The sequence below is a fragment of the Streptomyces sp. NPDC006879 genome (assembly GCF_042869595.1).
Classification (GTDB): domain Bacteria; phylum Actinomycetota; class Actinomycetes; order Streptomycetales; family Streptomycetaceae; genus Streptomyces.
On record NZ_JBIAGC010000053.1, the window covers coordinates 1 to 13,958 of the forward strand.

The 13,958-nt window shown below is 68.0% G+C and carries 12 protein-coding genes and 1 riboswitch; of the genes, 11 read left to right on the top strand and 1 reads right to left on the bottom strand.

From position 1 onward, the window contains the following. Window positions 1-156 precede the first annotated feature (156 nt). From ACFYMC_RS26460 to ACFYMC_RS26505, 10 genes are all read left to right on the top strand, one after another. Window positions 157-768, top strand: a complete 612-nt coding sequence (locus tag ACFYMC_RS26460) for a CDP-alcohol phosphatidyltransferase family protein (protein ID WP_388529567.1) — start codon at window positions 157-159, stop codon at window positions 766-768. A gap of 93 nt (window positions 769-861) precedes the next feature. Then, complete coding sequence (locus ACFYMC_RS26465; protein WP_388529569.1) at window positions 862-3,360, top strand: sugar phosphate nucleotidyltransferase; 2,499 nt, start codon at window positions 862-864, stop codon at window positions 3,358-3,360. A gap of 128 nt (window positions 3,361-3,488) precedes the next feature. After that, entirely contained in the window at window positions 3,489-4,409 is a 921-nt protein-coding gene (locus ACFYMC_RS26470) for a DUF881 domain-containing protein (RefSeq protein ID WP_388529571.1), read from the top strand. Next, window positions 4,406-4,738 (top strand): small basic family protein, encoded by a 333-nt coding sequence (locus ACFYMC_RS26475; RefSeq protein ID WP_388529573.1) that lies wholly within the window; start codon window positions 4,406-4,408, stop codon window positions 4,736-4,738. The genes ACFYMC_RS26470 and ACFYMC_RS26475 overlap by 4 nt, the downstream gene beginning before the upstream one ends. A gap of 5 nt (window positions 4,739-4,743) precedes the next feature. Continuing rightward, window positions 4,744-5,508, top strand: coding sequence for a DUF881 domain-containing protein (locus ACFYMC_RS26480; RefSeq protein WP_388529575.1), 765 nt, complete (start codon window positions 4,744-4,746; stop codon window positions 5,506-5,508). An 82-nt stretch (window positions 5,509-5,590) separates the two neighbouring features. Then, window positions 5,591-6,532 carry an FHA domain-containing protein gene (locus ACFYMC_RS26485; RefSeq protein WP_388529651.1) on the top strand — a complete coding sequence of 314 codons (942 nt, stop codon included), beginning with the start codon at window positions 5,591-5,593 and terminating at the stop codon, window positions 6,530-6,532. A gap of 16 nt (window positions 6,533-6,548) precedes the next feature. Continuing rightward, window positions 6,549-7,283, top strand: a complete 735-nt coding sequence (locus ACFYMC_RS26490) for a MerR family transcriptional regulator (RefSeq protein ID WP_388529578.1) — start codon at window positions 6,549-6,551, stop codon at window positions 7,281-7,283. A 53-nt stretch (window positions 7,284-7,336) separates the two neighbouring features. Then, window positions 7,337-7,810: a bifunctional nuclease family protein gene (locus ACFYMC_RS26495; RefSeq protein WP_388529580.1), complete on the top strand. Its 474-nt coding sequence runs from the start codon at window positions 7,337-7,339 to the stop codon at window positions 7,808-7,810. 191 nt (window positions 7,811-8,001) lie between these two features. Further along, a complete protein-coding gene (locus ACFYMC_RS26500) occupies window positions 8,002-8,646 on the top strand; it encodes a MerR family transcriptional regulator (protein WP_388529583.1) in 645 nt (214 codons plus the stop codon). A 59-nt stretch (window positions 8,647-8,705) separates the two neighbouring features. Continuing rightward, entirely contained in the window at window positions 8,706-10,151 is a 1,446-nt protein-coding gene (locus ACFYMC_RS26505; protein ID WP_388529586.1) for a DNA polymerase IV, read from the top strand. An 11-nt stretch (window positions 10,152-10,162) separates the two neighbouring features. Here the strand turns inward: ACFYMC_RS26505 and ACFYMC_RS26510 are convergent, their stop codons facing one another. Continuing rightward, complete coding sequence (locus ACFYMC_RS26510) at window positions 10,163-10,549, bottom strand: PRC-barrel domain-containing protein (RefSeq protein WP_388529589.1); 387 nt, start codon at window positions 10,547-10,549, stop codon at window positions 10,163-10,165. 114 nt (window positions 10,550-10,663) lie between these two features. Continuing rightward, window positions 10,664-10,761: riboswitch (glycine riboswitch) on the top strand. 199 nt (window positions 10,762-10,960) lie between these two features. Between ACFYMC_RS26510 and gcvP the strand changes: the two genes are divergently transcribed. Continuing rightward, window positions 10,961-13,846 carry an aminomethyl-transferring glycine dehydrogenase gene (gene gcvP / locus ACFYMC_RS26515; protein ID WP_388529592.1) on the top strand — a complete coding sequence of 962 codons (2,886 nt, stop codon included), beginning with the start codon at window positions 10,961-10,963 and terminating at the stop codon, window positions 13,844-13,846. Window positions 13,847-13,958: the final 112 nt, after the last annotated feature.

Sequence of the window (13,958 nt, forward strand, 5' to 3'; positions counted from 1 at the left end):
CTGCAGGGGGGACCCTGTGGGAGAGTAGGACGCCGCCGAACAATTTTTTTGAGAAGCCCTGTGCCGGGTATCCGGCACAGGGCTTCTCTGCGTTCAAAGACCCCTCCTGTAGGGTCATGGTGCATCGTTCATACGTTTTCAAGGGGAGGCTCCCGGGTGGAGGTCCAGGAGACTCGGGTTCATACGGACCGGGTCCTCACCATCCCGAACATCCTGAGCATGGCCCGCCTCGTCGGTGTGCCCCTGTTCCTGTGGCTCATCCTGCGGCCCGTCTTCGGCGGCCCGAACAGCGATGGTTGGGCGCTACTGGTCCTGATGCTCAGTGGCATCAGCGACTACCTCGACGGAACGCTGGCGCGACGCTGGAACCAGATCAGCAACCTCGGCCGGCTCCTCGACCCGGCCGCCGACCGGCTGTACATCCTCTCCACCCTCGTGGGCTTGACCTGGCGAGAAATCCTTCCCTGGTGGCTGACCGCGGTGCTGCTGGCTCGGGAGGCCATGCTCCTGGTCATGGTGTGGATCCTGCGGCGGCACGGCTATCCGCCACCCCAGGTCAACTTCCTGGGCAAGGCGGCGACCTTCAACCTCATGTACGCCTTCCCGTTGCTACTGCTTAGCGACGGACACGGATGGCTTGCCGAACTGGCGGCCATTTTCGGATGGGCGTTCGCTGGATGGGGTACAACCCTGTACTGGTGGGCAGGGATCCTTTACGTGGTTCAGGTGACCCGCCTGGTCAAGGCGGACAACACCGCGGCCGACTGATCGCCCGGTAGCCGCGCCAACGACGGCAGCGGGATCCGTTCACGCGGGCGAAGTCGGCTGGACCGTCGTCTCTTCGAGGAGGACGCTTCCGACATGAAGGCCGTCGTGATGGCCGGAGGCGAGGGCACCCGCCTTCGTCCCATGACCTCAAGCATGCCCAAGCCGCTTCTACCGGTCGCCAACAGACCGATCATGGAGCACGTGCTCAGGCTGCTGAAGAGGCATGGGCTCAATGAAACCGTCGTGACCGTGCAGTTCCTGGCTTCCATGGTCAAGAACTACTTCGGAGACGGTGAAGAGCTCGGCATGGAGCTCACCTACGCCAACGAGGAGAAGCCCCTCGGTACTGCGGGAAGCGTCAAGAACGCCGAGGAAGCGTTGAAGGACGATGCCTTCCTCGTCATCTCCGGCGACGCCCTGACCGATTTCGACCTCACCGATCTGATCAGGTTCCACAAGGACAAGGGTGCGATGGTCACGGTCTGCCTGACCCGTGTACCCAATCCCTTGGAATTCGGCATCACGATCGTCGACGAGGAAGGCAAGGTCGAGCGCTTCCTGGAGAAGCCGACCTGGGGCCAGGTCTTCTCCGACACCGTGAACACCGGCATCTACGTGATGGAGCCCGAGGTCTTCAACTATGTGGACCCCGATGTACCGGTGGACTGGTCCGGTGACGTCTTCCCGCAGCTGATGAAGGAAGGCCGGCCGATCTACGGATACGTCGCCGAGGGCTACTGGGAGGACGTGGGCACACACGAGAGCTATGTGAAGGCGCAGGCAGACGTACTGGAGGGCAAGGTCGACGTCGACATCGACGGCTTCGAGATCTCTCCGGGCGTCTGGGTGGCCGAAGGGGCGGAGGTTCATCCGGACGCGGTTCTGCGCGGCCCCCTGTTCATCGGCGACTACGCCAAGGTGGAGGCGGGAGCGGAGGTTCGTGAGCATACGGTCGTCGGCTCGAACGTCGTCGTCAAGAGCGGGTCCTTCCTGCATCGTGCGGTGGTGCACGACAACGTCTACATCGGTCAGCACAGCAACCTGAGGGGCTGTGTCGTCGGGAAGAACACCGACATCATGCGCTCGGCCCGTATCGAGGACGGCGCGGTCATCGGTGATGAATGCCTGGTCGGCGAAGAGTCGATCATCCAGGGCAACGTCCGTGTCTATCCGTTCAAGACCATCGAGGCGGGCGCTTTCGTCAACACCTCGGTGATCTGGGAGTCACGCGGCCAAGCTCATCTCTTCGGCGCTCGCGGAGTCTCGGGGATCCTGAACGTCGAGATCACCCCGGAACTGGCTGTGCGGCTGGCGGGTGCGTACGCCACCACGCTGAAGAAGGGGGCGACGGTCACCACCGCCCGTGACCACTCCCGCGGCGCGCGTGCGTTGAAGAGAGCGGTCATTTCCGCCCTCCAGACGAGTGCGATCGACGTGCGGGACCTGGAGAACGTGCCGCTTCCAGTGGCCAGGCAGCAGACTGCCCGGGGCAGCGCCGGCGGCATCATGATCCGGACCTCGCCCGGGGTGCCGGACTCCGTGGACATCATGTTCTTCGACGAGCGCGGCGCCGACCTCTCGCAGGCGGGCCAGCGGAAACTCGACCGGGTGTACGCGCGCCAGGAGTACCGGAGGGCGTTCCCCGGAGAGATCGGTGACCTCCAGTTCCCGGCCAGCGTGTTCGACTCGTACACCGGGTCGCTCCTGCGGCAGGTGGACACCACGGGCGTGGCCGAAGCCGGTCTGAAAGTGGTGGTGGACGCTTCCAACGGCAGTGCCGGTCTCGTCCTGCCGAGCCTGTTGGGTCGGCTGGGGGTGGACGCGCTCACGGTCAATCCCGGGTTGGACGAGTCCCGTCCGACCGAGAGCGTCGAGTCCAGGCGGGCCGGTCTGGTGAGGCTCGGGGAGATGGTCGCTTCTGCCCGTGCCGCCTTCGGGGTGCGATTCGATCCGGTGGGCGAACGCATTTCGCTGGTTGACGAGCGTGGGCGAATCATCGAGGACGACCGCGCCCTGCTCGTCCTGCTCGACCTGGTGGCTGCGGAGCGCAGGAGCGGCCGGGTCGCTCTGCCCGTGACCACGACGCGCATTGCCGAGCAGGTGGCCGCTTATCACGGCACCCAGGTGGAGTGGACGACCACCTCCAACGATGATCTGACCCGGGTCGGACGGGCGGAGGGGACCATCTTCGGCGGTGACGGCCGGGGAGGCTTCATCGTCCCCGAGTTCAGCAGTGTCTTCGACGGCTCCGCGGCATTCGTGCAGTTGATCGGTCTGGTGGCGCGGACCCAACTCACCCTGAGCCAGATCGACGCGAGGATCCCCAGGGCCCACGTGCTCAAGCGCGACCTGGCGACGCCGTGGGCGGTCAAGGGGCTCGTGATGCGCAGGGTGGTCGAGGCGGCTGGCTCACGCGTGGTCGACACGACGGACGGAGTACGGGTCGTCGAGGCGGACGGCCGCTGGGCGTTGGTGCTGCCGGACCCGGCGGAGGCCGTCACTCATCTGTGGGCAGAAGGGCCCGACGACGCCTCGGCCCAGACCCTGTTGGACGAGTGGGCCGCCGTGGTGGAGGGGGCAGGCCACCAGTAGGTTCTGCGCGGTCTGTGGAGTGGGGCCGGATGGCGCAGACCGCCGTCCGGCCCCGTCCGTGGAGGGGGCAGGAGGGGCCGAACGGGTGCATTCGGCGTCCACGTGTGTGACGTGCGACGATGTGCGGCATGTCGCAGCCGTCGTACAGCCGGAGCCCGAGTGCGGGCCCGCCCGCTCGCCCGGATGCGTCCATGTCGCTGTTGACGCATGTGATGGACCACAGCCTGGACGAGGGGTACGCGGAGGCTTCCGCCCGTAGATCCGCCGAGGGCGCTGGTGCGTCACGGACGGTCAGGGCGAAGCTGGCGCTGGCGGCCGGCCTGGTGCTGGCTTCCATGGTGGTGACGCTGGGGGCCGCGCAGGCACAGATCGAGGCTCCGGTGCTCGCCAGGGAGCGGGACAAGCTCATCGAGCGGGTCGAGTCCGCGGATGCCGCGGCTGACGCCGTGGAGAAGGAGATCGACGTCCTGCGTGCCGAGGTGGACGGCATGCAGAGCGAAGCCCTGCGCCGCAACGGTGGCGGCCAGGGTGAGCTGGTGGCCTTGTTGGCCGGGGCGACCGAGGTGCGCGGTCCGGGGCTGAAGCTGGTGGTGGACGACGCCAAGGGAGCCGACGCGGGCGGTGGGGGACCTCGGGAGAACTCCGGTTTCTCTGATACCGGCCGGGTGCGGGACCGCGATATGCAGCGGATCGTCAACGGCTTGTGGGAATCCGGTGCGGAGGCGGTTTCGATCAATGGACAGCGTCTCACCGCGCTGTCGGCGATCCGGGCCGCCGGAGACGCGATACTGGTCGACAACAAGCCACTCGTCCCGCCCTACACGATTTTGGCGGTGGGGGATCCCAAGCGGCTGAGCACGGATTTCCAGGACAGTGCGGACGGCCAGTACCTGCACGTCATTCAGGAGAACTACGGGGTGCGCGCCAACATCTCCGCCGAGCGGGAGGTACGCCTGCCCGCGGCGTCGAGCCTGATCGTAAGGACAGCAGAACCAAAGGGTGGGGGCGCCGGGAGCGGCGCAGCCGAAACAGGGAAGGGCAATTCGTGATCGCGGTACTGGGCCTCGTGGCAGGAGTGGTGGTCGGGCTTCTTGTCCGGCCCGAGGTGCCGATCGTGGTGGAGCCGTATCTTCCGATCGCCGTGGTGGCTGCTTTGGACGCGGTTTTCGGTGGTCTGAGGGCGATGTTGGACGGAATCTTCGTCGACAAGGTCTTCGTGGTGTCGTTCCTTTCGAACGTGGTGGTGGCCGCGTTGATCGTCTTCCTCGGCGACAAGCTTGGCGTGGGTCCGCAGCTGTCGACCGGAGTCGTGGTCGTGCTCGGCATCCGGATCTTCTCCAACGCGGCGGCCATCCGCCGCCATGTGTTCCGGGCGTGAGGCCGATGAGTCACGAAGAGCCCGGGGAAGGGCCCACGCAGGTGGTGCAGGACACCGGACGGCGCAGGTTGCTGTCTGCACTGTGGCCACCGCGAGTTACCCGAGCCCAACTGGTCGTCGCGCTGCTGCTGTTCGGTCTTGGCCTCGGCTTGGCCATTCAGGTGCGCTCCAACAGCGACAGCAGCGCGCTGCGGGGGGCGCGCCAGGAGGACCTGGTGCGGATCCTGGACGAACTGGACGGCCGTACCAAGCGTCTTGAGGACGAGAAGGCCGCGCTGGAGGAGCAGCGTCGCGATCTGGAGACCAGTTCCAACCAGGCGGAGGAGGCGCGCCGGCAAACCCTGGAGAAGGAACGGCAACTAGGCATCCTCGCCGGTACGGTGGCGGCGCAGGGACCGGGCATCACGCTCAGGGTCAGTGATCCCGAGGGACTGGTCGAGGCGGACATGTTGCTCGATGTGATCCAGGAACTGCGGGCCGCCGGGGCCGAGGCGATCCAGGTCAACCAGGAGCGAGTCGTGGCCGACACGTATTTTTCCGATGTTGACGGCGGCGTGCGGGTCGACGGCAAGAAGATCTCTCAGCCCTATGAATTCGAGGTCATCGGAAAGCCCGAGGATCTGGAGCCCGCGTTGAAAATTCCGGGCGGCGTCATCCAGACCATGGAGAAGGAGCAGGCCACGGCGACGGTGACCCGCTCCCCGAAGATCGTCGTGAACGCCTTGCGGGCACCGAATAAGCCTGACTACGCTCGGTCGTCATCGTCATGAGGCGGGACGGGACGCGAGCCGAGGCGCGCGGGTGCGTGCTTGCGGGGGGTCGCCGCACCGGAAGTGTGGTGCGTGGTGGAAACTGTCTGGTGGTTACGGACGTTGTGAGGGTGTCCGGGTCGGCAGGTGTGTGCATCAAGGGTTCGTCCTGCCCCACGGGCGGGTCTGTTTCAGTCAAGGGGAATCGCCCGTGAAGTTGTTTGAGAAGTTGTTCGGCAAGAAGGCCCGCGAGGACGGCGGTGCCCGCCACCGCGCTCCGAGCCGCGCGGAGGGTGAGGAGCAGGCCGAGCGTCCGCTCTTCCGTGACCAGGTCGAGGGGGCGACCGGTGACATTTCCGGTGCCCAGGGCGCGTCCGTTGACCCGGCGGCCTCCGGGCGCATAGGTTTCGGTGAACCATCAACCTCAAGTGCGGGTGGAGGGTTGACTCCCGACCCGTACGCCACCCATGCCTCCGCGGGCCAGCCGCGGCGCGAGGAGCCGTCCATGTCGGCCATCCAGGTTTGCAGCAGGTGCGGCCACCAGAACGCCGAGGCCAGCCGATTCTGCTCGAACTGCGGAGCGCCGCTGCGGTCGGGTCTGACGCCGGAGCGCGCTTCGGAGACCACGTCGACCATCTCGATCTCTGGGCTGGAGGCCTATGAGGCTGAGGTGACCGGTCAGCACCCCGCGCCCACACTCTCGCCCGAGGCCCAGGCCGCCGTAGACGCACTGCCGCTCGGTTCGGCGCTCCTGGTCGTGCGCCGCGGCCCGAACTCCGGCAGCCGCTTCCTGCTGGACGGCGAGCTGACCACCGCGGGTCGCCACCCACAGAGCGACATCTTCCTGGACGATGTGACGGTCTCCAGGCGGCACGTCGAGTTCCGCCGGGAGGCCGACGGTGGCTTCACGGTCTCCGACGTGGGCAGCCTCAACGGCACGTACGTCAATCGGGAGCCGATCGAAGCGGTCGCGCTGACCAACGGCGACGAGGTGCAGATCGGTAAGTACCGACTGGTCTTCTACGTGAGCCAGAGGGGCATCTGACCCGTAAGGGAAGTCCATGCTGCGTACACCGACGGGCGGTGCCGGTTCCGGCACCGCCAGCTCGGCCGGGCGGTTGATGAGCATCGGTGCGGTGCTCGCTCAGCTGCGTGACGAGTTTCCGGAAGTCACGATCTCCAAAATCCGGTTTCTGGAGGCGGAGGGGCTGGTCGAGCCCCAGCGAACGCCTTCGGGCTACCGCAAGTTCCGTCCCGAGGACGTCGAGCGGCTGGCACGAATCCTGCGGCTCCAGCGGGACCACTACCTCCCGCTCAAGGTCATTCGTGAGCAGCTCGACGCCTTGGCACGCGGGGAGCAGGTGCGCATCCCCGCCCCTTCGCCACAAGCCGAGCCGGTGGCCACGGTGGTCCCCGAACGCCCGACCGCGACCCGGGTGGGGAGGGCCGAGCTGCTGGCCGCTGCTGACGTGGACGAGGAGCAGCTCGTGGAATGGGAGTCCTACGGGCTGATCGCTCCGGTCGCGGAGGGCGGCTACGAGGCCGAGGCGGTATCGGTGGCGCGTCTGGTCGCCGATCTGGGGCGGTTCGGACTGGAGCCGCGGCATCTGCGTGCGATGAAAGCGGCGGCGGACCGGGAGGCCGGCCTCGTCGAGCAGGTGGTGGCGCCGCAGCGTCGACACCGCAATCCGCAGACCCGGGCGCATGCCGAGTCGACCATGAGAGAGCTCGCCGGGCTGACCGTACGCCTGCACGAGGCGCTGGTGGGGACGGCGCTCGGAGTGCGTCTTCACTGAGGTGAGACCGGCCCGACTACCCAAACCTGCCGAGCAGGTCCTAGGGTTGCTGTGTGAACGAGCTCGACGTTGTGGGTGTCCGGGTGGAAATGCCCTCCAACCAGCCGATCGTGCTCCTGCGTGAAGTGGGAGGCGACCGGTACCTCCCCATCTGGATCGGTCCGGGGGAGGCGACCGCGATCGCCTTCGCCCAGCAGGGCATGGCTCCTGCCAGGCCGCTGACGCACGACCTTTTCAAGGACGTGTTGGAAGCGGTCGGGGAGGAGCTTTCCGAGGTTCGGATCACGGACTTGCGGGAGGGCGTCTTTTACGCGGAGCTGGTCTTTGCCAGCGGAGTGGAGGTCAGTGCCAGGCCGTCCGACGCGATAGCGCTGGCCCTTCGCACCGGAACGCCCATCTACGGGAGCGACGGGGTGCTCGATGACGCCGGGATCGCGATCCCGGACGAGCAGGAGGACGAGGTGGAGAAGTTCCGGGAGTTCCTTGACCAGATCTCGCCCGAGGACTTCGGGACCAGCAATCAGTAGCCGTGCCGTGTCGGCGCGCCTTTGGAATCCCCCGGGCTACAGAAGCCCATTCGGCTAGGCTTTCCCCGAAATAAGGCGGACGAAACCACTCTTAGGGTGATTATCACTCGGCGTGCCGAGTGTGGCGATCGTTGACGCACCCCTAGCGACTGCCTACCGTCATGGTGGCAGGTCAAGGACGGAGGGTCGGCGTGAGATTCAGCGGCGGCGGTACGGCGGAGGGCGGGCCGTATCCGCTACACGGCAGTGCGGTCGGCTCCACCGTCGGGAGTCCCATCGGCGGCTCGGTCTCCTCGGCGCGCGTCGCGGGCGAGCCGGTGAAGGTGAACGAGGACCCGGCGTCCGAGGTCATCGGCTATCGCGGGCCCACAGCCTGCGCCGCGGCAGGGATCACCTACCGACAGCTCGACTACTGGGCCCGCACCGGGCTGGTCGAACCCAGTGTGCGACCGGCCTACGGGTCGGGCACCCAGCGGCTGTACAGCTTCCGCGACGTGGTCGTACTCAAGATCGTCAAGCGTTTCCTGGACACCGGCGTGGCGCTCCAGAACATCCGGGCCGCCATCCAGCACCTACGGGAGCGAGGCTTTGCGGACCTGGAGCGGATGACCTTGATGAGCGACGGTGCCACTGTCTACGAGTGCACCTCGCCCGACGAGGTGGTCGGTCTGCTCCAAGGTGGCCAGGGCGTGTTCGGCATCGCGGTCGGCGTCGTCTGGCGGGACGTGGAACACGCCCTGTCCCAGTTGCACGGTGAGCGGGTCGACACCGGGGAGACCCTGGTGGGTAGCAACCCCCAGGACGAACTGGCGCGTCGCCGCAACAAGGCTGTCTGAGGCGCCACGGGCGCATGGTCGTAAGCGTGTTGTCAGTGGTCTGAGAGAGCATCGATGGTGTGAGATCCGCACCGACGATCCTGCATCTGGACATGGACGCCTTCTACGCTTCCGCTGAGCAGGCGGCCAAGCCCAGCCTGCGGGGCCGCCCCGTCATCGTTGGTGGCATCGGGCCCCGCGGGGTCGTCGCCACGGCCTCCTACGAGGCTCGCCGTTTCGGTGTGCACTCCGCCATGCCCACGGCGCAGGCCCGCCGGCTCTGTCCGAACGGCGCCTATCTGGTGCCGCGTTTCTCCCTCTACCGTGCCGTCAGCGAGCAGGTCATGGAGTTGCTGGGTCGCTGGTCTCCCCTGGTGGAGCCGCTCAGCCTGGACGAGGCCTTCGTGGACCTGGAGGCGGGCGGGCTGGAGCCGACCGTCTCGGCAGCCCGGCGGGCGGGTGAGCAGCTTCGGGCACAGATCCTGGCGGTCACCGGGCTGACCGGCTCGGTGGGGTTGGCGGGCTCCAAGATGCTGGCGAAGATCGCTTCGGAGCAGGCGAAGCCCGACGGGCTGCTCTTGCTGGAGCCCGGTAGCGAGCGGGACCTTCTGGCTCCGATGACCGTACGGACCCTGCCCGGGGTGGGGCCGGCCACAGGGGAGCATCTGCGTCGCGCCGGCATCAGCACGGTGGGGGAGCTGGCGGAGGCGGGGGAGGACGAGCTGGTTCGACTGCTCGGGCGTGCTCACGGTCTCGCGTTGCACCGGATGGCGCTCGGCCGCGATGACCGGCCGGTGGTCTCCGAGCGCGAAACGAAGTCGGTGTCCGTGGAGGACACCTTCGAGGTGGACCTTCACGACCGGGTGCGGATCCGCTACGAGGTGCAGAGGCTGGCCGACCGTTGCGTCGGCCGGCTACGTGCCTCGGGGCACTCCGGGCGGACGATCGTGCTCAAGGTGCGCCGGTACGACTTCTCCACCCTCACACGGTCCGAGACGCTGCGTGGCCCCACGGACGAGTTGTCGGTAGTGCGGGAGGCGGCAGCCCGGCTCTTGGAGTCGGTTGACACCACGGGTGGAGTGCGCCTGCTCGGCGTGGGTGTCTCGGGGCTGGCGGACTACACCCAGGGAGACCTCTTCGCCCAGGGGGTCCAGGAGGCCCCCGGTGAGGTTCAAAGATCCGAGGAGTCGGCCGCCTTGCCTCCGCTGGCGCCGGGGCCCGAGACGGACCGCGGCGCGGGGCCGCCGTCGGCTCCGGTGCCGGTTGCCGAGCGGCGCTGGTCGCCGGGGGTGGACGTGCAGCACGCGGTGTACGGGGCTGGCTGGGTGCAGGGCAGTGGCGTGGGGCGGGTGACCGTGCGTTTCGAGGGGCCGGGCACGCAGCCGGGGCGGGTGCGTACGTTCCGGGTGGACGACCCGGAGCTGGAGCCCTCGGATCCGCTGCCGCTGGTGGACCCTGGGAGGACCGGTGGAGCGGTGGCAGACCTCGGCGCTCCGCCGGTCCCGGGGTCGCGGTGCACGCACTGACGTCGGGGGTGCTAGACGTCGGGGCCGGCGAGCTCACCGAAGGAGGGGCCGGACTCCTCGTGGGATCCGGCGAGGTCGTCGGGGAGCGCGATGTCCAGACCGTAGTGGTGGTAGAGCTGGATCTCCTGCTCGGGAGAGAGGTGTCGTCCGACGCCGAAGTCGGGGGCGTCCTTGACGAGTGCCCGGTCGAAGGGCACGCGTAGGCCGCCCTCGAACAGTTCGCTGGGTTCCAGCGGGACGAAGGCGTCCCGTCCGAAGAACCCGGTGCGCACGGCGGCCCACTCGGGAGCACCGGTGGCGTCGTCGAGGTACACCTCGTCCACGGTGCCGAGCTTGGCGCCATTGCGGTCGAACGCCTTGCGGCCGATCAGGCTGCGCGGATCGATGTCGGTCTGCACGATCCCTCCATTTGGTCGCAACTAATCCGATAGAACTACGAAAGGGCAGAATCCTCTCACCGGCCACTCGAAAGCTCTCCCTAGAGCCTCGCTGGTAGGCTGGGCCCTGGCCGCTGACCCCGTGCGGGAGAGTCCTCCGACCAGCTTCCCGGAGGCGCCGAAGGAGCAAATCCTCCCCGGAATCTCTCAGGCACACGTACCGCACGGACGAGGTCACTCTGGAAAGCAGGACGGGCATCGGACGCGCGGCGACCGGTTCCCTTCCTCACCGACGGTGAAAGCCGGCAGTTCCCGGGCAACCCCCGGTGGCGCCGGTGAAGCTCTCAGGTTGAGATGACAGAGGGGGAGGCCGTCCGGGCGCCCGCGCCGTGGTGCCCCTCGCAGGTCGCGAAGACCAGGAGGCCTCCGTACATGACCGCCAACCGCATCCCGCTCTCCCAGCTTGAGCAGGGCATTCCCTTCGAGCAGCGCCACATCGGTCCGGATGTCGAGGCCCAGGCGAAGATGCTCGCCCAGGTCGGCTACGGCTCGCTCGACGAACTCACCGCCGCCGCGGTACCGGACGTGATCAAGAGCCAGCAGGCGCTCGCGCTTCCTGCCGCCCGCACCGAGGCCGAGGTCCTCGCGGAGTTGCGCTCGCTCGCTGACCGCAACCAGGTACTGGCCCCCATGATCGGCCTCGGCTACTACGGCACCTTCACCCCGCCGGTGATCCTGCGCAACGTCATGGAGAACCCGGCCTGGTACACGGCCTACACGCCGTACCAGCCCGAGATCTCGCAGGGCCGCCTGGAGGCGCTGCTGAACTTCCAGACCGTGGTCGCCGAGCTCACCGGCTTGCCCACCTCGGGTGCGTCCCTGCTCGATGAGGGAACGGCTGCTGCCGAGGCGATGACGCTGGCGCGCCGGGTCGGCAAGGTCAAGGGCGGGGTCTTCCTCGTCGATGCCGACACGATGCCGCAGACCATCGCGGTCATCGAGACCCGGGCCGAGCCCACGGGCGTCGAGGTGGTCGTGGCGGACCTGAGTCAGGGGATCCCGGCCGAGATCGCCGAACGCGGCGTCTACGGCGTGTTGCTCCAGTACCCGGGCGCTTCCGGCGCGGTGCGCGACATCAAGGCCGTGATCGACCAGGCCCACGAGCTGGGTGCGATCGTCACCGTCGCCGCGGACCTGCTGGCCCTGACCCTGCTGACCTCGCCCGGCGAGCTCGGTGCCGACATCGCCGTCGGTACCACCCAGCGCTTCGGTGTGCCGATGGGCTTCGGCGGGCCGCACGCCGGCTACATGGCCGTCCAGGACAAGCACGCCCGTTCCCTGCCGGGCCGCCTCGTGGGCGTCTCCGTGGACGCCGACGGGAACAAGGCCTACCGTCTGGCCCTACAGACCCGCGAGCAGCACATCCGCCGGGAGAAGGCCACCAGCAACATCTGCACCGCACAGGTGCTGCTGGCCGTCATGGCCGGAATGTACGCCGTCTACCACGGCCCTGAGGGTCTGCGCACGATCGCCCGGCGCACCCACCGTTACGCGACCCTGCTCGCCGCCGGACTGCGCGCCGGAGGGGTGGAGGTCACGGAGACGAACTTCTTCGACACCGTCACCGCCAAGGTGCCTGGTCGTGCCGCGGAGGTCACTGCTGCTGCCCGTGCGGCCGGAGTCAACATCCGTCTCGTCGACGCCGACCATGTCTCCGCCGCCTGTGACGAGACCACCGGGCGCGCCCAACTGGCCGCCGTGTGGAGTGCCTTCGCCATCGAAGCGGACATCGAGGCGCTGGACGCGGAGGTCGTCGAGGCGCTGGACGCCGGACTGCTGCGCTCGGACGAGTACCTGACCCACCCGGTCTTCCACCAGCACCGTTCGGAGACCGCGATGCTGCGCTACCTGCGCAAGCTCTCGGACCGTGACTACGCGCTGGACCGCGGCATGATCCCGCTCGGCTCCTGCACCATGAAGCTGAACGCGACCACCGAGATGGAGCCGGTCACCTGGCCGGAGTTCGGGCAGCTGCACCCCTTCGCCCCGGTGGAGCAAGCGGAGGGCTACCTGACGCTCATCCACGAGCTGGAGGAACGTCTCTGCGAGGTCACCGGCTACGACCGCGTCTCGCTCCAGCCGAACGCCGGCTCCCAAGGAGAGCTCGCCGGACTCCTCGCGGTGCGCGCCTACCACCGCGCCAACGGCGACACCCAGCGCACGGTCTGCCTGATTCCGTCCTCGGCGCACGGCACCAACGCGGCCAGCGCGGTGATGGCCGGAATGAAGGTCGTGGTCGTCAAGACCGCCGACGACGGTGAGGTGGACGCAGCCGACCTGCGCGCCAAGATCGACAAGCACCGCGACGAGCTCGCCGTACTCATGATCACTTACCCCTCCACCCACGGGGTGTTCGAGGAGCACGTCGCCGAGATCTGCGCCCAGGTGCACGAGGCCGGCGGCCAGGTGTACGTGGACGGCGCGAACCTCAACGCCCTGGTGGGCCTGGCCAAGCCGGGTCACTTCGGTGGTGACGTCTCGCACCTGAACTTGCACAAGACCTTCTGCATCCCGCACGGTGGCGGCGGCCCGGGCGTCGGCCCGGTCGGCGTCCGGGAGCACCTCGCGCCCTACCTGCCCAACCACCCGCTGCAGCCGACCGCCGGCCCTGAGACCGGCGTCGGTCCGATCTCGGCCGCCCCCTGGGGCTCCGCGGGCATTCTGCCCATCTCCTGGTCGTACGTCCGCCTGATGGGCGGAGAGGGGCTCAAGCGCGCCACCCAGGTCGCGGTGCTCGGCGCCAACTACATCGCCAAGCGGCTGGAGCCGCACTACCCGGTGCTCTACACCGGACCGGGCAACCTGGTCGCGCACGAGTGCATCATCGACCTACGTCCGCTGTCGAAGGCCACCGGGGTGAGCGTCGACGACATCGCCAAGCGGTTGATCGACTACGGCTTCCACGCTCCGACCATGTCCTTCCCGGTGGCCGGCACCCTGATGATCGAGCCCACCGAGAGTGAGGACCTCGGGGAACTCGACCGTTTCTGCGACGCCATGATCGCCATCCGTGCAGAGGTCGAGCGGGTGGCCACGGGTGAATGGCCCGGCGAGGACAACCCCCTGAGTAACGCTCCCCACACGGCAGCCGCGCTCGGCGGTGAGTGGACGCACCCGTACACCCGTGAGGAGGCCGTCTTCCCCGCCGGCGTCACGGCGTCCGACAAGTACTGGCCGCCGGTCCGCCGCATCGACGGTGCCTTCGGCGACCGGAACCTGGTCTGCTCCTGTCCGCCGCTGGAGGAGTACGACAACTGAGCTCGGCGGCGTCCTCCTCGCCCTGTTCGGGTGTGACGAGGAGGACGCCCTCAACGGTCGTGGGGGTCTGTCCCGGAAAGAACTTCCGGGACAGACCCCCACGGCCTTGCTG

Excerpts from the sequence above, each read along its gene's own strand:
- gcvP (WP_388529592.1), top strand. The coding sequence starts at position 10,961 with ATGACCGCCAACCGCATCCCGCTCTCCCAGCTTGAGCAGGGCATTCCC.
- ACFYMC_RS26490 (WP_388529578.1), top strand. The coding sequence starts at position 6,549 with ATGCTGCGTACACCGACGGGCGGTGCCGGTTCCGGCACCGCCAGCTCG.
- ACFYMC_RS26470 (WP_388529571.1), top strand. The coding sequence starts at position 3,489 with ATGTCGCAGCCGTCGTACAGCCGGAGCCCGAGTGCGGGCCCGCCCGCT.
- ACFYMC_RS26465 (WP_388529569.1), top strand. The coding sequence starts at position 862 with ATGAAGGCCGTCGTGATGGCCGGAGGCGAGGGCACCCGCCTTCGTCCC.
- ACFYMC_RS26480 (WP_388529575.1), top strand. The coding sequence starts at position 4,744 with ATGAGTCACGAAGAGCCCGGGGAAGGGCCCACGCAGGTGGTGCAGGAC.